This window comes from Lysobacter sp. cf310, from assembly GCF_900114355.1.
Lineage (GTDB): Bacteria > Pseudomonadota > Gammaproteobacteria > Xanthomonadales > Xanthomonadaceae > Lysobacter.
In genome coordinates this window covers 133464-151886 of sequence record NZ_FOSS01000002.1, presented here as the reverse complement: position 1 = coordinate 151886, position 18423 = coordinate 133464, and the positions used below count along the sequence as shown (strand labels likewise).

12 protein-coding genes and 1 pseudogene are annotated in these 18423 nt (G+C 68.3%); 6 read left to right on the top strand and 7 right to left on the bottom strand.

Going from position 1 to position 18423, the window contains the following annotated elements; genetic code table 11:
* Nucleotides 1-47: 47 nt before the first annotated feature.
* Together BMZ45_RS07325 and BMZ45_RS07320 are read right to left on the bottom strand one after the other, a co-directional pair.
* Nucleotides 48-899 (bottom strand): NAD-dependent protein deacetylase, encoded by an 852-nt coding sequence (locus BMZ45_RS07325; protein WP_091636312.1) that lies wholly within the window; start codon nucleotides 897-899, stop codon nucleotides 48-50.
* Between the two features lie 250 nt (nucleotides 900-1149).
* The gene (locus BMZ45_RS07320; RefSeq protein WP_091634493.1) at nucleotides 1150-3354 is read right to left on the bottom strand and encodes a M3 family metallopeptidase; all 2205 of its coding nucleotides are present in this window, start codon (nucleotides 3352-3354) and stop codon (nucleotides 1150-1152) included.
* A 253-nt stretch (nucleotides 3355-3607) separates the two neighbouring features.
* Between BMZ45_RS07320 and BMZ45_RS07315 the strand changes: the two genes are divergently transcribed.
* From BMZ45_RS07315 to BMZ45_RS07300, 4 genes are all read left to right on the top strand, one after another.
* Nucleotides 3608-3988 carry a VOC family protein gene (locus BMZ45_RS07315; protein ID WP_091634491.1) on the top strand — a complete coding sequence of 127 codons (381 nt, stop codon included), beginning with the start codon at nucleotides 3608-3610 and terminating at the stop codon, nucleotides 3986-3988.
* A gap of 76 nt (nucleotides 3989-4064) precedes the next feature.
* Nucleotides 4065-6149, top strand: a complete 2085-nt coding sequence (locus BMZ45_RS07310) for an amidohydrolase family protein (protein ID WP_254776577.1) — start codon at nucleotides 4065-4067, stop codon at nucleotides 6147-6149.
* A gap of 1021 nt (nucleotides 6150-7170) precedes the next feature.
* On the top strand, nucleotides 7171-9483 hold the full coding sequence (locus BMZ45_RS07305; RefSeq protein WP_091634485.1) for a TonB-dependent receptor: 2313 nt from the start codon (nucleotides 7171-7173) through the stop codon (nucleotides 9481-9483).
* Between the two features lie 168 nt (nucleotides 9484-9651).
* On the top strand, nucleotides 9652-10134 hold the full coding sequence (locus BMZ45_RS07300) for a glutathione peroxidase (RefSeq protein ID WP_091634483.1): 483 nt from the start codon (nucleotides 9652-9654) through the stop codon (nucleotides 10132-10134).
* A gap of 314 nt (nucleotides 10135-10448) precedes the next feature.
* On the opposite strand, the gene BMZ45_RS07295 is transcribed toward BMZ45_RS07300, so the two are convergent.
* On the bottom strand, nucleotides 10449-11645 hold the full coding sequence (locus BMZ45_RS07295; protein ID WP_091634481.1) for an acyltransferase family protein: 1197 nt from the start codon (nucleotides 11643-11645) through the stop codon (nucleotides 10449-10451).
* Nucleotides 11646-11799: 154 nt separating this feature from the next.
* Here BMZ45_RS07295 and BMZ45_RS07290 point away from each other — a divergent pair, with 154 nt between their 5' ends.
* Nucleotides 11800-12735 (top strand): LytTR family DNA-binding domain-containing protein, encoded by a 936-nt coding sequence (locus BMZ45_RS07290; RefSeq protein ID WP_091634478.1) that lies wholly within the window; start codon nucleotides 11800-11802, stop codon nucleotides 12733-12735.
* Between the two features lie 7 nt (nucleotides 12736-12742).
* Here BMZ45_RS07290 and BMZ45_RS07285 read toward each other — a convergent pair whose 3' ends face one another.
* From BMZ45_RS07285 to BMZ45_RS07270, 4 genes are all read right to left on the bottom strand, one after another.
* A complete protein-coding gene (locus BMZ45_RS07285; protein WP_091634476.1) occupies nucleotides 12743-13336 on the bottom strand; it encodes a TlpA disulfide reductase family protein in 594 nt (197 codons plus the stop codon).
* Entirely contained in the window at nucleotides 13333-14142 is an 810-nt protein-coding gene (locus BMZ45_RS07280) for a ferredoxin--NADP reductase (RefSeq protein ID WP_091634473.1), read from the bottom strand. The genes BMZ45_RS07285 and BMZ45_RS07280 overlap by 4 nt, the downstream gene beginning before the upstream one ends.
* Nucleotides 14143-14229: 87 nt before the next feature.
* Nucleotides 14230-15030: a hypothetical protein gene (locus tag BMZ45_RS07275; protein ID WP_091634470.1), complete on the bottom strand. Its 801-nt coding sequence runs from the start codon at nucleotides 15028-15030 to the stop codon at nucleotides 14230-14232.
* A complete protein-coding gene (locus tag BMZ45_RS07270) occupies nucleotides 15027-15650 on the bottom strand; it encodes a hypothetical protein (RefSeq protein WP_091634467.1) in 624 nt (207 codons plus the stop codon). Before BMZ45_RS07270 ends, BMZ45_RS07275 begins: the two co-directional genes overlap by 4 nt.
* A 178-nt stretch (nucleotides 15651-15828) precedes the next feature.
* On the opposite strand from BMZ45_RS07270, the pseudogene BMZ45_RS07265 reads away from it, so the two are divergent.
* Nucleotides 15829-18138, top strand: a pseudogene (locus BMZ45_RS07265) (Tex family protein); the annotation flags it as partial.
* Between the last annotated feature and the right edge of the window lie 285 nt (nucleotides 18139-18423).

Here is an 18423-nt window from a genome sequence, read left to right as displayed (position 1 = left end):
ACAGGAGGCAAGAAGGCAGGCTGTTGGCACGAGGCGCAAGTACAGCGTCACGCCGCCAGCGCGATATCCAAGGTCGCCGCGCAATCCGCTTCCAGCTTGAGCGTCGCGATATCGTCGGCGCGGGTCACGCCGCGATTGAGCAGGGCCAGGGGCAGGCCGGCCTCGCGCGCCGCGCGCGCGAAGCGGAAGCCGGAATACACCATCAGCGAGGAGCCCACGACCAGCATCGCGTCGGAGGCCTGCAAGGCCTCGTGGGCGGCGGCGACGCGCGCGCGCGGCACGTTCTCGCCGAAGAACACCACGTCGGGCTTGAGCAGACCCGCGCAGACCTCGCAGCGCGGCGGCACGAAATCCTCGAAGCGCACGCCTTCCAGATCGGCGTCGCCGTCGGGTGCGCTGCGCGCGCTCAGCGCCGTCCACTCGGGATTGTTCGCCGCCAGTTCCTCCTGCACGTCCGCACGCGGACGGCGCGCGCCGCAATCCAGACACACCGCCTCGTCCAGGCGCCCATGCAGGTCGATCACTTCGGTGCTGCCCGCGCGCTGGTGCAGGCCGTCGACATTCTGGGTCAGCAGCCGCGACAGCCCGCCGCGCGCCTGCCAGCGCGCGAGCGCGGCGTGGGCCGGGTTCGGCTGCGCGCGCGCGAAGCCCGGCCAGCCGACGAAGCTGCGCGCCCAATAGCGCGCACGCGTCGCCGCCTCGCCGACGAAGGCCTGATAGGTGACCGGCGGCTTGCGCTGCCATTGGCCGTCTTCGCCGCGGTAATGCGGAATCCCCGACCCGGTGCTGACGCCCGCGCCGGTAAGCACGAACACGCGACGATGCCCGTCCAGCCAATCGCGCAGGGCCTGTGCGGCCGCGTGCGGGTCGTGGCGGTCGGAGTCGGGTAGGGCGGTCATGGCGCCCATTCTAGAGCGGCGGGTCGGGCTGCTTCGAGGTGGCGAAAAGCAAATCTCCCCTAACCCCTCTTTTTCAAAGAGGGGGACTGTGCCGGAGAGGAACCGCTACGACGCAACGCCGCCGCATTTGCTTCAGCCTCCCCCTTTGAAAAAGGGGGATTGAGGGGGATTTGCTCTTCGCCTTCCTGACGACCGCCCAAAAAAAACCGCCCGGATCGCTCCGGGCGGTTGCGGTGCGTAAACCGGAGGATTACTCCTTGGAGCCGGTCTTGACCGGGCTGCCGCCGGCCGGCGCGGTCAGGCCGCGGCGCTCCAGCAGCGGCTGGATCTGCGGTTCGTGGCCGGAGAAGTCGCGGAACAGCTGCAGCGCGTCTTTGCTGCCGCCCTGCGAGAGCAGGGTGGCGCGGAAGCGGTCGCCGTTCTCGCGGGTCAGGCCGCCGTGCTCCTTGATCCACTTGACCGTGTTCGCGTCCAGCACTTCCGACCAGATGTAGGCGTAGTAGCCGGCCGCGTAGCCGCCCATGATGTGGCTGAAGTACGGGGTCTTGTAGCGCGGCGGGACCGGCGCGTAGCTGACGCCGTCCTTCTGCAGCGCCGCCGCTTCGAAGGCCATTACGTCCTTGGCCGCCGGGACCTGGTCCGGGCTGCCGATCTGGTGCCAGTTCTGGTCCAGCATCGCCGCGCCGAGGTACTCGGTGGTGGTGAAGCCCTGGTTGAACTTGGACGCGGCCAGGACCTTGTCCAGCAGCGCCTGCGGCATCGGCTCGCCGGTCTGGTAGTGCTTGGCGTAGTTGGCCAGGATCGACGGCCAGTCGGCCCACATCTCGTTCACCTGCGACGGGAACTCGACGAAGTCGCGTGGCACGTTGGTGCCGGAGAAGTAGGGGTACTTCACGTTCGAGAACATGCCGTGCAGGGCATGGCCGAACTCATGGAACATGGTGGTGACCTCGTCCCAGGTCATCAGCGTCGGCTTGCCGGCCGGCGGCTTCGGGATGTTGAGGTGATTGGCCACCACCGGCAGCGTGCCGTACAGCTGCGACTGGTCGACGTAGGAGTTCATCCAGGCGCCGCCGCGCTTGCTGTCGCGGGCGTACATGTCGGCGATGAAGATCGCCAGCTGCTTGCCGTTGGCGTCGAACACGTCGTACACGGCGGTGTCGGGGTGGTACAGCGGCAGGTCGGTGCGGCGCTTGAACTTCAGGCCGTAGAGCTGGCCGGCGGCGTAGAACACGCCGTTCTCGAGCACGTTGTTCATCTCGAAGTACGGCTTGAGCTGCGCTTCGTCGAACGCGTACTTCTCCTGGCGCACCTTCTCGGCGTAGTAGGCCCAGTCCCAGGGCTCGAGCTTGAACGAGGGCTGGCCCTTGGCGGCCTGCTCCTTGTCGATCATGGTCTGCAGATCGGCGGCTTCGCGCTTGGCGTTGGCGACCGCGGCCGGGGCGAGCTGGCCGAGCATGTCGTTGACCGCCTGCGGGGTCTTGGCGGTCTCGTCCTCGAGCACGAAGGCGGCGTAGTTCGGGTAGCCCATCATCTTCGCGCGCTCGGCGCGCAGCTTGACGACCTTGGCGACGATGGCGGTGTTGTCGAACTCGTTGCCGCGGCTGCCGCGCGCGACCGAGGCGCGGTACAGCTTCTCGCGCAGGGCGCGGTTGTCCAGATCGGTTTCCGGAGGCTGGCCGGTGGTGTTGAGCAGGGTCAGCACGTACTTGCCGTCGAGCTTGCGGGTCTTGGCCGCTTCGGCCGCGGCGGCGATGCGCTCGTCGGACAGGCCGGCCAGCTCTTCCTTGGTGTCGACGGTGATCGCCGAGGCGTTGACCTCGCCCAGCACGTTCTGGCTGAACTTGGTCGCCAGGCCGGCGAGCTCGGCGTTCATCGCCTTGAGCTTGGCCTTGTCGGCCTCGGACAGGTTGGCGCCGCCGCGCACGAAGTCGGTGTAGTAGCGCTCGATCAGGCGCACGCCCTGGGCGTCGAGTCCGAGCGAGTCGCGGGTTTCGTACAGCTTCTTCACGCGCGCGAACAGCTTCGGATTCAGCGCGATCGCGTCGCGGTGCGCCGACAGCTTGGGCGCGTACTCGGCCTGCAGCTTTTCGCGGGTCGGGTTGGTGTCGGTGCCGACCAGGTTGAAGAACACCGAGGTCGAGCGGCCGAGAATGCGGCCGGACTGCTCCAGCGCGATGATGGTGTTGTCGAAGGTCGGCGCGTCGGCGTTGTTGGCGATCGCTTCGACTTCCTTGATCTGGTCGGCCATGCCGCGATCGAAGGCCGGCGCGAAATCGCTGTCCTTGATCTTGTCGAACTGCGGGTACTGCAGCGGCAGCGGGCTCTCGGCGTAGAACGGGTTGGCGGTTTGCGCGCTCACGGCGGTGTCGGCCTTTTTAGCGGGGGACGCGGCATACGTGGGGGCGGTGACGCTCAATGCCACGGCCAGCGCCAGGGCGAGGGGGTGCTTCATCGGACGGACCTCGTCGAAAGGAACCCCGAAGCCTACCGGATGGGGTTCGCGCCGACGTATGACTAAAGGCATGGTTGCCGTGGACCGGCCGCTGCGGCAAGGCCGGATCCGCCGGGCACCGGCCTGAACCGGCGACTTCAGGCACATACGCGCCCGCGGCCCTGGCTTACACTGCCGGGCACGCACAGGCCGGGGCAGGGCGCATGGGACAGCGCGAGGAAGGGCGTGGATCGCGGCATCGCCGGGGGCGGGCATGAGCCCTCCGCCGGTCCGCGCCTACACCCCCATGCCGCACGCCGCCGACGTGCTGCGCGCGGCCGCGTTCTACGCCCATCTGGGCTTCGAGATCGAAAGCCGCCATCACGACGAATGTCCGGACCGGCGACTGGTCCGGGCCGCGCTGCAGTATCCCGGCGGCGCCGAGCTGATGCTGGTGCTGGCCGACGGCCCGGTCGACGCCGGCGTGCAGGCGGTGCTGTTCTACGTCTACTGCGACGACGTCGCCGGCATGCACGCGCACCTGCGCGCGACCGGTTTGAGCGGCGGCGAGATCGGCTACCCCTTCTATCGCCCCAACGGCGAGTTCCGCGTCGCCGATGCGGACGGCTACGTCTGCATGATCACCCACAGCTGAGCGCGCGGTCACATCCGCGACCGCGCGCGCGTCCTTCATCCACCTCCCCGAGACGAGCGACACGACGATGACCTTAGTGCTGAAGACGTCCGCGATCCCCCCTTCGATGCGCGCGCGCCGCGCCCTGGGCCGGCTGGCCCTGGGGTTGTGCCTGAGCGCCTGCTTCGTCAGCAGCGCGCTGGCGGCCGAGACCACGCGTTACCTGGCCCTGGTCGACGGCGGCAAGCAGGCCGGCCACCAGACCGTGACCCGCGCCGATGACGGCAGCATCGCGGTCGACTTCATCTTCAAGGACAACGGCCGCGGCCCCGAGCTCAAGGAGAGCTACACCCTCGCCGCCGATGGCACCTACCAGACCTATGCGGTCAAGGGGACCTCGACCTTCGGCGCGCCGGTGGACGAGAGCTTCTCGGTCGCCGACGGCAAGGCCAAGTGGAAATCCACCTCCGACCAGGGCGAGCAGGCCGCCGCGCCGGGTGCGCTGTACTCGCCGCTGGGCGGCACGCCGGCCGGCTTCAGCGTCGCCCTGGCCGCGCTGAGCAAGCGCAGCGACGGCAAGCTGCCGTTGATCCCCAGCGGCAATCTGACCGTGCGCAAGGTCGGCGAAGCCGAGGTCGTGCGCGACGGCAAGAAGCAGAAAGTGCAGCTGGTCGCGATGACCGGCGTCGGCCTCACCCCGACCTTCGCCTGGGCCACCCAGGGCGAAAACCCGCGCCTGTTCGCCTACATCTTCCCGGGCTTTCTGCAGTTGATCGAGGAGGGCTGGCAGGGCAACGCCGACGCCCTGGAAACCCAGCAGAAAGTCGCCGAGGGCGAAGCCCTGGTCGATCTGCGCAAGCGCCTGGGCCATCCCATCGCCGGCAGCACGCTGATCCGCAACGCGCGCGTGTTCGACAGCGAGCACGCCAAGCTCGGCCCGTTCTCCGACGTGCTGCTGCGCGACGGCCGCATCGTCTCGGTCGAGGCCGGCGGCGCGACCAAGGTCAAGGCCGACCGCACCATCGACGCCGGCGGCAAGGTGCTGCTGCCGGGCCTGTTCGACATGCACGGCCACGTCGGCCGCTGGGACGGCGGGCTCAACCTCGCCGCCGGCGTCACCACCGTGCGCGACATGGGCAACGACAACGCCACCCTGCAGCAGATCCTGGGCGAAATCCGCGAAGGCAAGCTGATGTCGCCGGACGTGGTGCCGGCCGGCTTCATCGAAGGCGAGAGCAACTTCTCGGCGCGCAACGGCTTCGTGATCAAGGACATCGACGGCGCCAAGAAGGCGGTGGACTGGTACGCCGAGCACGGCTATCCGCAGGTCAAGATCTACAACTCCTTCCCTAAGGACCTGCTGCGCGACACCGCCGCCTATGCGCACAGCAAGGGCCTGCGCGTGAGCGGCCACGTGCCGGCCTTCATGCGCGCCCAGGACGTGGTGGAGCAGGGCTACGACGAGATCCAGCACATAAATCAGGTGCTGCTGAACTTCTTCGTCGACGACAAGACCGATACCCGCACCCTGACCCGGTTCTACCTGGTCGCCGACAAGACCGCCGGCCTGGATTTCGATTCCAAGCCGGTGCAGGACTTCATCGCCCTGCTGGCCAAGAAGCAGACCGTGATCGATCCGACCCTGACCACCTTCGACTTCCTGCGCCAGCGCCCGGGCGAACTGTCGCAGGCCTACGCCGCGGTCGCCGCGCATCTGCCGCCGGACCTGCAGCGCGGCCTGCGCGTGGCCGAGATGAACATCCCCGACGACGCCACCGCCGCGCGCTACAACCGGTCCTACGAAAAGTTGGTCGAGTTCGTCGGCCGCCTGTACAAGGCCGGCGTGCCGATCGTGGCCGGCACCGACGCGATCCCGGGCTTCACCCTGCAGCGCGAACTCGAGCTGTACGTGCAGGCCGGCATGACCCCGTCGCAGGCGCTGCAGATCGCGACCTGGAACGGCGCCAAGTACTCGCGCACCCTGGAGGACCGCGGCTCGATCGCGCCGGGCAAGCGCGCCGACCTGATCCTGATCGACGGCGACCCGACCGCCAACATCGCCGACATCCGCAAGGTCGCGCTGGTGCTCAAGGGCGAGGTCGCCTACTACCCCAGCGAGATCGACGAAGCGCTGGGCATCAAGCCCTTCGCCGCGCCGGTAAAGGTCGGCGGCGCGCAGTAAGCGCGGGCGCGTGAACCGTCGCCGGAAAGGCGGCGGTCCATGTCCAACCGAGTCTCGTTTTGGGGCTGGAGCGGCATCGCGAGGGATTTCCTTCGCTCTTCGGCCGCGATCGCGCGCCGGCGACCGCCTGCGGAGGCGCGCATGCCTGCGCAATCGCGACGCACGTCGCTCCCACCCGCAGCGACACCATCCGAGCCCGAATGCTCCGCGCCCAGGGGTAGGAGCGGCGCAAGCCGCGACCGCGTCGTTTCCGCTGCGGCGTCAGCCTCGTTAGGCGATTCGAGAGTCGGTGACGGCGGCTTGTTTAAGGTCTGCCGAGTCCTAGGGCTCGTGCTTGCGGGCGCTTCTTCGTCGGCCCGTTCGGCGGCGCGCGCGATTCGACCGGCGTCGGCCCATGGGATTCTGGGGCGCGCCCGCGCCGCTCCCGCAGACAGCGACGGCGTCCTAGCCCGAGCGCTCCGCGCCCATGGGTAGGAGCGGCGCAAGCCGCGACCGCGTCGTTTCCGCTGCGGCGCCAGCTTCGTTAGGGGATTCGAGAGTCGGTGACGGCGGCTTGTTTAAGGTCTGCCGGGTCCTAGGGCTCGTGCTTGCGGGCGCTTCTTCGTCCGCCCGTTCGGCGGCGCGCGCGATTCGACCGGCGCCGGCCCGTGGGGTTCGCGGTCGCGGCTTGCGCCGCTCCTACCCCGAGCGGGCAAGGGTTTCTGAAGATAAATGTAGTTATTTCATTCAGTTACGCGATTTTTAGCGCGTTATTTTTCAATCGCGATCTGGCCAAACCATGTGCCGAATCCGTGCCTAAACGCATACCACCGAGTACGGACTCTTTAATGCTTTGGTAACATTCGCCCGTCAAAGAGCCGCCACCGGCGCGGGCAGTCCGCGCTACGGCCGTCAGGGGACGGTCGGACCGACGTCATAGTCGTCCCGTCGCCGAGCCGCATGCCAGGCGCATGCGTTGCCCGGCTTCTTACGAACCCAGGCCGCCCGATCCGGGCCGCCGCTTTCATCGAGACCCCCCGCCATGCGTCAGCACGTCCGTGCTCCCCGCAGCCATGCCCTGGCCATCGCCGTCGCGATCAGCCTGACTTCCGCCGCCGCTTTCGCGCAGGACGCGCCCGCCACCGCCGAGACGGCGCCCGCCGCCGAATCCGAGGCCAAGACCCTGGACGCGCTGATGGTCACCGCGCAGCGCCGCGTCGAACGCGCCAAGGACGTGCCGATGGCGCTCACCACCGTCGACGCCGAGAAGCTGCACGTGCTCGGTTCCGGCGGCGGCGACATCCGCTTCCTGTCCGGCCGTCTGCCCAGCCTGAACATCGAGTCCTCGTTCGGCCGCGCCTTCCCGCGCTTCTACATCCGCGGCCTGGGCAACACCGACTTCGACCTCAACGCCTCGCAGCCGGTCTCGCTGGTGTACGACGACATCGTGCTGGAGAACCCGCTGCTGAAGGGCTTCCCGGTGTTCGACATGGAGAACGTCGAACTGCTGCGCGGCCCGCAGGGCACGCTGTTCGGCCGCAACACCCCGGCCGGCGTGGTCAAGTTCGAATCGGCCAAGCCGACCCGCGAGCTGGAAGGCTACGGCCAGATCGCCTACGGCAGCCACGGCACCACCAATATCGAAGGCGCGATCAGCGGCCCGCTGGGCCCGAACTGGTCGGCGCGCGCCTCGGTGCTGTACCAGCGCCGCGACGAGTGGGTGACCAACACCAACCCGAACGCCCGCACCAATCCCAAGCTGGAAGGCTACGACGAGTCGGCCGCGCGCCTGCAGCTGCAATACGACGGCAGCGAGACCTTCCACGCCCTGTTCAACGTGCACGCGCGCCACCTCAACGGCACCGCGCGCCTGTTCCGCGCCAACATCTTCAAGCCGGGCACCAACGACCTGGTCGCCGGCTTCGACGACAGCAAGGTCGCCATCGACGGGCGCAACTTCCAGCAGCTCGACACCTTCGGCGCCAGCGCGCGTCTGAGCTGGGACTTCGGCAACGACCTGACCCTGTACTCCATCACCGGCTACGAGACGGCCGATTCGCTCAGCCGCGGCGACATCGACGGCGGCGTAGGCGCGGTGTTCGCGCCGCCCTCGGGCCCTGGCTTCATTCCGTTCTCGGCCGAATCCGCGGACGGTCTGCCCGATCATCGCCAGTGGACTCAGGAATTCCGCCTGGAGTCGAACTACAGCGGCCCGCTGAACTGGCAGGCTGGCCTGTTCTATTTCGACGAAGACATCACCGTCGACAGCTTCAACTACGACACGATCTTTGCCGCCGGTGCGCGTGCCGGTTGGGCGCAGCAGAAGCAGCGCAACAAGGCCTGGGCGGCCTATGGTTCGCTGGACTACGACGTGACCGACAAGCTGACCCTGCGCGGCGGCCTGCGCTACACCCAGGACAAGAAGGATTTCACCGCCAGCGTGCTGGAAAGCGCGCCGTTCGGCGCGCCGGTGTCGGGCCCGTTCCCGGTCCACACCGACGTCGACGACGTCAGTTGGGACGCCAGCGCGGTCTACCAGGTCACCCCGGACGTGAACCTGTACGCCCGCGTGGCTAAGGGCTTCCGCGCGCCGTCGATCCAGGGCCGCCTGCTGTTCCAGGTGCCGCCGCAGCCGTCGGTGGCCGACGCCGAAAAGGTCATTTCCTACGAGGCCGGCGTCAAGGCCGACTTGTGGGACAAGCGCGCGCGCCTGGGCTTCGCGGTGTTCCATTACAACGTCGACAACCAGCAGCTCAACGCGGTCGGCGGCGGTGCGAACCAGACCATCCTGGTCAATGCCGACAAGACCGTGGGCCAGGGCTTCGAGCTGGACTTCGACGCCTATGTCACCGACAACCTGATGATCACGCTGGGCGCGAGCTACAACGACACCGAGATCAAGGACAGCAATCTGGCGGTGGCGGTCTGCGGCGCCAGCAACGGCAATCCGGCGCACTGCACGGTTACCGATCCGACCACGGTGGTGGGCGGTACCACGTTGGCGTTCATCAACGGCAACCCGCTGCCGCAGGCCCCTAAGTGGGTCTACAACCTGACCGCGCGCTATTCGCTGCCGGTCGGCGACGGCGGCGAGTTCTTCGTCTACACCGACTGGGCCTACCGCAGCGAGATCAACTACTTCCTCTACGAGGCCAAGGAGTTCCGCGGCAAGGCCCTGGTCGAAGGCGGCCTGCGCGTGGGCTATGGCTGGGACAACGGCAAGTACGAAGTCTCGCTGTACGGCCGCAACATCCTCGACAAGGTGCAGGCGGTCGGCGCGATCGACTTCAACAACCTGACCGGCTTCGTCAACGAGCCGCGCATCGTGGGCGTGGAGTTCAAGGCCGGCTTCTGATCCAGGCCCGCCCGGTTGCAACGCGAACGGCCCGCCCAGTGCGGGCCGTTCGTTTTTTTGCCTGGCGCGGGCAGGGCAGCGACGTTGCCGCGGCCTTGACCGTCGGCCCGCTAGGCTGTCGCCCGTGCGAAGCGCTATCGTGCGTCCAGCCCCCTCGGAGCCTGTCCCATGACCACCGCCTACGACTTCACCGCCACCGACATCGACGGCCAGCCGCGCTCGCTGGACGAGTACCGCGGCAAGGTGCTGCTGATCGTCAATGTCGCCTCGCAGTGCGGCTTCACCCCGCAGTACACCGGTCTGGAACAGTTGGAGCGCAAGTACTCGGCGCAGGGCTTCGAGGTGCTGGGCTTCCCCTGCGACCAGTTCGGCCACCAGGAACCGGGCAACGAGGCCGAGATCAAGGAGTTCTGCTCGCTGACCTACGATGTGAGCTTCCCGCTGTACGCCAAGGTCGACGTCAACGGCGACCAGGCGCATCCGCTGTGGAAATGGCTGAAGGACGAGAAGGGCGGTTTCCTCGGCATCGATGCGATCAAATGGAACTTCAGCAAGTTCCTGGTCGGCCGCGACGGCAAGGTCATCAAGCGCTACGCCCCGACCGACAAGCCCGAATCGATCGCGTCGGATATCGAGAAGGCGCTGGCCTGAGCCGTTGTTGCTCTCGTTTTGGGGTAGCAGCGGCGTGAGCCGCGACCGCGCAATCGCCAAGGCCCGCGCCGCTTCGGTCGAGCCGGAGCCGCGGCGCCACGCCCTCGCCCTGTGTGGGAGCGGCGTCAGCCGCGATAGCGACACAGCGAGGGTCTGCGCTGCTCCACGGAGGGCGACGATCCGCTAGTCGTTGCTTGCGCCGCATCGGCGTTTGCGCGATCGCGGCTGACGCCGCTCCCACAGGAAACGGCGTCGCTTTAGGTCCCTAAGCGCAGCGCGATGTCCTTAAGCGCTGCGCGATGACGCGAGAGCCCTCAAGCCGCGTCGTTCGCCGCTTGCAGGCCGGTCGCCGCGATCGCCTGGCGGCGCGGCTGGACCCGCGCCTTGAGCCCGAAGCACGGCCGCAGCAGCGGCACCCGGCGAATGATCGCGTGCAGGCCCCAGCAGCCCAGCACCGTGCCCACCACCACGATCAGCGGTTCACTCACCGGGCCCAGGTGCAGCGGCAGGATCCAGTAGGCGATCAGCACGATCAGGCTCTGGTGCAGCACGTACCAGGGATAGACCGCCTCGTTGGCCCAGGGCAGCCAGCGGAACGGACGGTTGAGCAGCACGTGGCCCCAGCCCAGGATCGCGGAGATCGCGAACCAGATGTACAGATTGCGCAGCAGCCACACGCTGTTCTGCAGCAGATCCGGAATCTCGTCGGGCAGCACTTTCACCAGGGTCAGATAGAACGCGAACAGCCCCAGCGCCAGGCTCAGCGTCCACTTGCGCAGCCGCGCCAGCTCGTTCCACAGGCCGCTGTCGTTGCCCAGCCAATAGCCGTACAGGAACACGCTGAAGTAGATCGCGTGGCGGTACCAGTCGTGGATCAGGTCGCCGGTTTCCTCGAAGTGCGGCTGCAGCAGCATGGTCGCCACGGCCAGCGGCAGGGCCGGCAGGATCACCAGCTTCCAGCCACGCAGGCCGGTCACCAGCGCATGCAGGCGCCGGCCCAGGCCGTTGCGGAACAGCGGCAGCAGGGCGGCCAGGGCGATGGTGTAGACCCACAGGTAGGCCAGGTACCACAGGTGGTTCCAGGTGAAGCCGTACTCCCAGCCGTCGAAGGCGTCCTTGGGCCAGGGCTGGAACTGGTAGTAGCGCAGCAGGAAGTCGACGAAGCCCGGCTCGACCAGGCCGTTGGCCACGCCCTGGGCGTAGGGCTGGATCGGCACCACCACCAGGCAGCCGAAGGTCAGCGGCAGCAGCAGGCGCCAGCTGCGCTGGGCCACGAAGCGCCCCAGCGAGGTGCCGCGCAACAGGAAGTGCACCGACAGGCCCGAGATCAGGAAGATCAGGTCCATGCGCCAGCGGTTCATGAACAGCATCGGCAACTGCAGCGTCTCGGACAGATGGGTGCTTTTCAGATGCCAGTCCCACTCGGCGACGTAGAGCATGGCGCAGTGGTAGAGGATCAGGAAGGCGAAGGCGATCGCGCGCAGGGCGTCGATGTCGTGGCGGCGTTGCATGGTCGGTCCGCGGCAGTGAAGGTGCGGCCAGCCTTGCCGCAGCGGGCGCCGCGCGCAGCGTCCAGGTGACCGACGGCGAGCCCGCAGGGACGAATCGCGGGCCCTGGGGACGGCCGGTTGCCGCGCCCGCACCCGCACAGGCGAGAATGCGCGCATGAACTACGAACCGACCGCGGCCCGGACGGCCGACGCCGACACCGCCATCCCGCCGGCCCAGCCGGTCGCGCCGCTCAGCGCCTGGGACCGCTACCAGCCCTGGCGGCGCACCGCCGAGATCGCCAGTTGGGTGCTGCTGTTCGTGGCCAACGCGATCGGCGGCACCCTGACCACCATCATCGACATCCACCGCGCCGGCCTGGACATCCCCGATTGGGCGCCCGCGGTGTGGGAGGCGACCAGTTGCCTGGTCGCGCTGTGCCTGGTCCCGGCCCTGGTCTGGTACACGCGCCGGGTGCCGCTGCGTTTCGACGGCTGGCGCCGGGCGCTGGCCCTGCATTTGCTCGGAAGCGTGATCTGGTCGCTGCTGCACGTGAGCCTGATGGTGAGTCTGCGCAAGCTGATCTACGCCGGGCTGGGCGAGACCTACGACTACGGTTCCTGGACCATGGGCTTCGTCTACGAGTACCTCAAGGACGCGCGTTCCTACGTCTATATGGTGCTGTGGATCGAGGCCTACCGCCTGCTGATGCGGCGTTGGCAGGGCGAGGCCAGCCTGCTGGCGGCGCCCGACGACCTGCCCGAGCCGGCCGTGCCCGAGCGCCCCGAGCGCTTTCTGGTGCGCAAGCTGGGCAAGGAGTTCCTGATCGCGGCCGGCGAGGTCGAATGGCTACAGGCCTCGTCCAACTACGTGAACCTGCACCTGCGCGGGCGCGACTATCCGCTGCGCACCACCATGGCCACCATCGAGGCCCAGCTCGACCCGGCGCGCTTCGTGCGCGTGCACCGTTCTTATATGGTCAACCTGGATTGCGTGGGCGAGATCGAACCGCTGGAGAGCGGCGACGCGCGCATCACCATGCGCGACGGCACCCGTATCCCTTGCAGCCGGCGTTATCGCGGCGTGCTGCGCCAGGACCGGCGCGCGGCCTGAGTCGGGCTCAGTCGCGGCCGGCCGTCGCGGCCGCCGGCGGCAGCAGGGCGTGCAGCTCGCGCACCAGGCGTTCGACCTTTTCCGGCGTGTAACCGCGTTGCACGTGCGCGATCCGGCCGCGTGTGTCGATCAGAAAGGCATTGGGCACCGCGCGCACGCGGTAGTAACGCGCCACCGTGCCCGGGTCGCGCAGGGTCAGCAGATCCAGGCCGGGGTTCAGACGCAGGAAGGCTTCGTAGTCGCGCTGCGGTTCGGCGTAGTTGATCGCGACGATCTGCAGGCGCTCGCGGCCGAACCCGGTTTGCAGGGCCGACAGCTGCGGCAGCTCGCGCCGGCACTGCTCGCACCAGCCGGCCCAGAACACCACCAGCACGACCTTGCCGCGGTACTGGCTGACCCGGATCGACTTCCCGTCGCGGTCCAGCCCCAGCCAATCGGGCGGCAGGTCGCCGACCTGCGGGCCCTGCGCGGTCGCGGGTTTGGCCGGGTCCGTCGCGGCCTGCGCCGACAGCGCGGCCGCGCCGCACAGCAGCGCCAGCATCGCTGTGAACAGCCAGCCTCGCAGCGTATCGGTGAGCGGCGAGGGCGGGCGTGCGCTCATTTCTCGACGAACGCGCGCTCGTACACGTATTGGCCGGGCGTGCCGATGCGCGGCGCCGCGCTGAAGCCGCGGCCGTCCAGCAGTTCGCGGAAATCGGCCAGCATCTGCGGGCTGCCGCAGATCATGGCGCGGTCGTGCTCGGCGGCGAGCGGTTCGATGCCGAGCTGCTCCATCATGCGGCCGCTGGCCATCATCTCGGTCAGGCGCCCGCGTTGATCGCGGCCGACGAAGTCGAAGGCCTCGCGGCTCACCGCCGGGTAGTACCGCAGCTTGGCCGCGATCTGCTCGCCCAGGAATTCATGCTTGGGCAACTCGTTGACGATGTAGTCGCGGTAGGCCAGGTCCTGCGCGCTGCGTACGCCGTGGCAAAGGATCACGCGCTCGAAGCGTTCGTAGGTCTCCGGGTCCTTGATCACCGACAGCCACGGCGCGAAGCCGGTGCCGGTGCCCAGCAGGTACAGATTGCGGCCCGGGTGCAGGTCGTGGATCAGCAGGGTGCCGGTGGGCTTGCGGCCGATCAGCACCTCGTCGCCGGGGCGGATTTCCTTCAGGCGCGAGGTCAGCGGGCCGTTGGGCACCTTGATGCTGAAGAACTCCAGTTGTTCTTCCCAGTTCGCGCTGGCGATCGAGTACGCGCGCAGCAACGGCTTGGACGAACCGTCCGCCTGCGGCACCTGCAGTCCGATCATCACGAACTGGCCGTTGTCGAAGCGGAATCCGTCGTCGCGGGTGGTGGTGAAGCTGAAGTAGTCGTCGGTCCAGTGACGGACGTCCAGCACCGTCTCGGTGCCAAAAGCGGAGGACATGTGGGGCAGGGCTGTGGAGCTGGGAGCGCATTGTAGCCGATTGATGAGATTGACTCTCATCTGTCTGGCATCGGCGGTGGTGGCGGTTCAGACCGCCGCCACCATGTCGGCGGCCAGCGCGGCGATGGTCTCCGGGCCCGCCCAGGCGGGATCGAGTTCTCTGCCGATCCGGGGGTAGGCGCCGATCCGATAGGCACGGCCGAAACTGAGGGCCCCCTCGCTGAAGCCTTCGTAGCAGACCATCGCGTGACGGCTGCCGGGCGGGTTGGCGGGCAGATGGGGCTGTTGCGTCGCGGGCCAGGCATTGAGCGATATGTCGAAGCGAGTGGCGACGGCCTGGCGCGCGATGCCGATCGCGATATCGGTCGCGTGGCATTTGAGCTCCAGCGCCATCAACGCCGGCATCCTATGACCGCCCTCGGTGCCGCCGCCGGCGGCGATGCGCGCACGTTCCTCGTCCACGGCGCCCGGGCGCAGCAGGGCGATATCGAATTCGTGCCCGACACCGCTGCGACCGGTGAACGTGAGCGAGTTGTGCAGTTGCGCGATCGGCTGCGCGTTTCGGTAGAGGGCGATGTACCCCGGACTGTCGGCGCCCATGCCGAGCAGGCCGGGGCTGCCGCGAAACACCGCACGGTCGCTACTCTTGGCCGCAGCGCCGGAGCCGAGATGCCAACAAGCGTGGTACGACGCCAGCGCACGGGTTTTCAGTTCCTCCACCAACGCGGCCGAGAACGCCAGCATCACCCAGGCTTCGTAGCACTTGCCTTTCTCGTGGTTCTTGTTGCTGTGGCGCAGGTGGCGATCCTTCACGTGCGCGCCTAGTGCGTCGGCGATCCGGCCGACTTCCGCGATGGCCTGGTCGATGTCGAAGGCGACCTTGCTCATAGGTTCATGCCTCGGTCGTAGCGGGCTTCGTCGTCCGGATCGACGTCGGGCTCGAGGTCGGCTTCGCGGTAGTAGTCGGGCTCGATCTCCACCAGCATCGCCTCCTGTTCGAGCGGCTGTATCCAGGTATCCGCATCGGCGCCGTAGGCGACGACCGTCGATTCGAAACTGGCGGCCACCGCCGCGCCCCCGGGGCTTCCGCCCTGGTCGGGTTCGCGCAGGGGGTTGCCGGCGCCGGATTCGGGATCGTCGGGAGTGAACTGGGCGAGGATGCGGCGCAATTGCCATGCGAGCCGCTCGATCAGCGGTTCCAGCTCGGCGCGCTGTTCGATCACGCGCTCGTGGACCAGGCGTTGCGAAGGCGCCTCGGCGCTGGCGACGAACATCCGCTCCCAGTGCATGCCGACCGGTTCGGCCAGACGCGCGGCGATATCCCATTGCATGCGGATCGGCAGCACCAGCATCGTCTCGATCGAGCGCGCCACGAACACGGTCGCCTGGGCCGTGTCGACCGCGAAATCCTGCAAGCGCAGACGCGCGCGGATGTCGATGGCCGTGACCGGAAAAGGATCGGAAATGGCCCGCAGCAGCGCCAGGGCCGGGGGCAGGGCGGTCGCCATGGTTCGCTCCGTGAACGCAGCCAGCGGTTCGCGCGATATAGCACGAATCCCGCGGCTGCGGCGACGGCGCGGAATCGGCCCCGCTTCCGCGCCCGCTGTCAACGGGTTTCCCCTGCCGCCCGGCGTTGCGACAATCGGTCCAGCCCGCAGCTAGCGGGTGCCAGACCGATTGGAAGCAATGCAAGACACGACCTCGAAGTCCGCACCGCAGATCGCCGAACAGATCGCACGCACCATCGCCGCCGAGATCGGCGCGCAACCGGCCCAGGCCCGCTCCGCCATCGCCCTGCTGGACGAGGGCGCGACCGTGCCGTTCATCGCGCGCTACCGCAAGGAGGTCACCGGCGGGCTCGACGACACCCAGTTGCGCGATCTCGAAGGCCGCCTGCGCTATCTGCGCGAGCTCGAGGACCGCCGCGCCGCGGTGCTGGAGAGCATCGCCGAACAGGGCAAGCTCACCGACGCCCTGCGCGCCGACATCGAGGCCGCCGACAGCAAGGCGCGCCTGGAAGATCTGTACCTGCCGTACAAGCCCAAGCGCCGTACCAAGGCGCAGATCGCGCGCGAGGCCGGCCTGGAACCGCTGGCCGACGGCCTGCTCGCCGATCCGACCCTGCAGCCCGAGGTCTACGCCGCCGAATTCGTCAGCGAGGAAAAGCAGGTCGCCGACGTCAAGGCCGCGTTGGACGGCGCGCGCGCGATCCTGATGGAGCGCTGGGGCGAGGACGCCGCGCTGGTCGGCGAGCTGCGCACCTGGTTGCACCAGACCGGCGTGATCCGTGCGCGCGTGGTCGAGGGCAAGGAGAACGAGGGCGCCAAGTACCGCGACTATTTCGACCACGCCGAGGGGCTGGCCAAGATTCCCTCGCACCGCTTGCTGGCGCTGTTCCGCGCGCGCCGCGAGGAAGTGCTGTACCTGGATCTGGAGCCCACCACCGATCCCGCCGCCGGCCACGCCTACGGCGAAGGCCGCGTCGCCCTGCATGCCGGCGTCGCCGACCGCGGCCGCGCGGGCGACCGCTGGCTGCTCGACGCCTGCCGCATGACCTGGCGCGCCAAGTTGCACCTGCACCTGCTGCTGGACCTGTTCGGGCAGGCGCGCGAGAAGGCCGAGGCCGAAGCCATCGACGTGTTCGGCGACAACCTCAAGGATCTGCTGCTGGCGGCGCCGGCCGGTCCGCGCGCTGTGCTCGGCCTGGATCCGGGCCTGCGCACCGGCGTCAAGGTCGCGGTGGTCGACGCCACCGGCAAGCTGGTCGCTACCGACACCATCTATCCGCACGAGCCGCGCAAGCAGTGGGATCAGTCGCTGCATACGCTGCGCGCGCTGTGCGCCAAGCACGCGGTCGAGCTGATTTCGATCGGCAACGGCACGGCCTCGCGCGAAACCGACAAACTGGCCGGCGATCTGATCAAGCTGGCGCCGGAGCTGAAGTTGACCAAGATCGTGGTCAGCGAGGCCGGCGCTTCGGTGTATTCGGCGTCCGAGTTCGCGGCCAAGGAGTTCCCCGGCCTGGACGTGAGCCTGCGCGGCGCGGTCTCGATCGCGCGGCGTCTGCAGGATCCGCTGGCCGAGCTGGTCAAGATCGAGCCCAAGGCGATCGGCGTCGGCCAGTACCAGCACGACGTCGATCAATACCGTTTGGCGCGCGCCCTGGACGCGCGCGTCGAGGACTGCGTGAACGCGGTCGGCGTGTACGTCAACACCGCCTCCGCCGCGTTGCTCGCGCGCGTGTCGGGCCTGTCCAGCACGGTCGCCGAGAACATCGTGCGCCACCGCGACGAGAACGGCCCCTTCGTCTCGCGCAAGGCGCTGTTGAAAGTGCCGCGCCTGGGCGAGAAGACCTTCGAACAGTGCGCGGGCTTCCTGCGCATCGTCGACGGCGAGGAGCCGCTGGACGCGTCGGCGGTGCACCCGGAGGCCTATCCGGTGGTCGAGCGCATCGTCCGGCAGTGCGGCCGCGAGGTGAAGCAGCTGCTCGGCGATCCGCAATTCGTGCGCGGGCTCAAGGCCGAGCAGTACACCGACGAGACCTTCGGTCTGCCGACGGTGCGCGACATTCTCAAGGAAATGGAGAAGCCCGGCCGCGATCCGCGTCCCGAGTTCAAGGCCGCGCGTTTCGCCGACGGCGTCGAGGATCTCAAGGACCTCAAGGTCGGCATGATCCTGGAAGGCGTGATCAGCAACGTCGCCGCGTTCGGCGCCTTCGTCGACATCGGTGTCCACCAGGACGGTCTGATCCACATCTCGGCGCTGTCGGACAAGTACATCAAGGACCCGCGCGAGGCGGTCAAGGCCGGCGATGTGGTCAAGGTGCGGGTGCTGGAGGTCGACATCGCGCGCAAGCGCATCGCGCTCACGCGCCGTCTCGACGACGCGGTGCCGGCGCCGCGCCCGCCGGGCGGGGGCGATCGTGCCGGTGCGGATCGCGGTGGTCCACGCGGCGGCGATGGCGGCCGCGGCGGGCGTCGCGAGCAGCCCGCGCGCGGCGGTTCGTTCGCGCCGGCGGGTAAGGGCAATGCGCCGATGGGCGGGGCGTTGGCTGATGCGTTCGCGCGGGCCAAGCAGAAGAACTGATTCCGCGACTGCTTCAGGCGTCCTCCTTTGGAAAAGGATGAAGCTGTGCGGCTTACGAACCGCAGGTTCGTGCGCGGCTGAACGCCAGCAGGCTGTGCCTGCTGGCCGGGCGGGTTGGGGAGGATTTGCTTTGGCTTTGCTTTTGTCTCTTCGTCATGAAGGTCAAAGGCTTCCGCCTGCTGCGCATGCGGGTCA

Bases quoted from the DNA above. Each gene is read 5' to 3' on its own strand.
- BMZ45_RS07320 (WP_091634493.1), bottom strand. From the start codon at position 3,354: ATGAAGCACCCCCTCGCCCTGGCGCTGGCCGTGGCATTGAGCGTCACC.
- BMZ45_RS07295 (WP_091634481.1), bottom strand. From the start codon at position 11,645: ATGCAACGCCGCCACGACATCGACGCCCTGCGCGCGATCGCCTTCGCC.
- BMZ45_RS07280 (WP_091634473.1), bottom strand. From the start codon at position 14,142: ATGTCCTCCGCTTTTGGCACCGAGACGGTGCTGGACGTCCGTCACTGG.
- BMZ45_RS07300 (WP_091634483.1), top strand. From the start codon at position 9,652: ATGACCACCGCCTACGACTTCACCGCCACCGACATCGACGGCCAGCCG.
- BMZ45_RS07285 (WP_091634476.1), bottom strand. From the start codon at position 13,336: ATGAGCGCACGCCCGCCCTCGCCGCTCACCGATACGCTGCGAGGCTGG.
- BMZ45_RS07315 (WP_091634491.1), top strand. From the start codon at position 3,608: ATGAGCCCTCCGCCGGTCCGCGCCTACACCCCCATGCCGCACGCCGCC.
- BMZ45_RS07305 (WP_091634485.1), top strand. From the start codon at position 7,171: ATGCGTCAGCACGTCCGTGCTCCCCGCAGCCATGCCCTGGCCATCGCC.
- BMZ45_RS07275 (WP_091634470.1), bottom strand. From the start codon at position 15,030: ATGAGCAAGGTCGCCTTCGACATCGACCAGGCCATCGCGGAAGTCGGC.
- BMZ45_RS07270 (WP_091634467.1), bottom strand. From the start codon at position 15,650: ATGGCGACCGCCCTGCCCCCGGCCCTGGCGCTGCTGCGGGCCATTTCC.
- BMZ45_RS07290 (WP_091634478.1), top strand. From the start codon at position 11,800: ATGAACTACGAACCGACCGCGGCCCGGACGGCCGACGCCGACACCGCC.
- BMZ45_RS07325 (WP_091636312.1), bottom strand. From the start codon at position 899: ATGACCGCCCTACCCGACTCCGACCGCCACGACCCGCACGCGGCCGCA.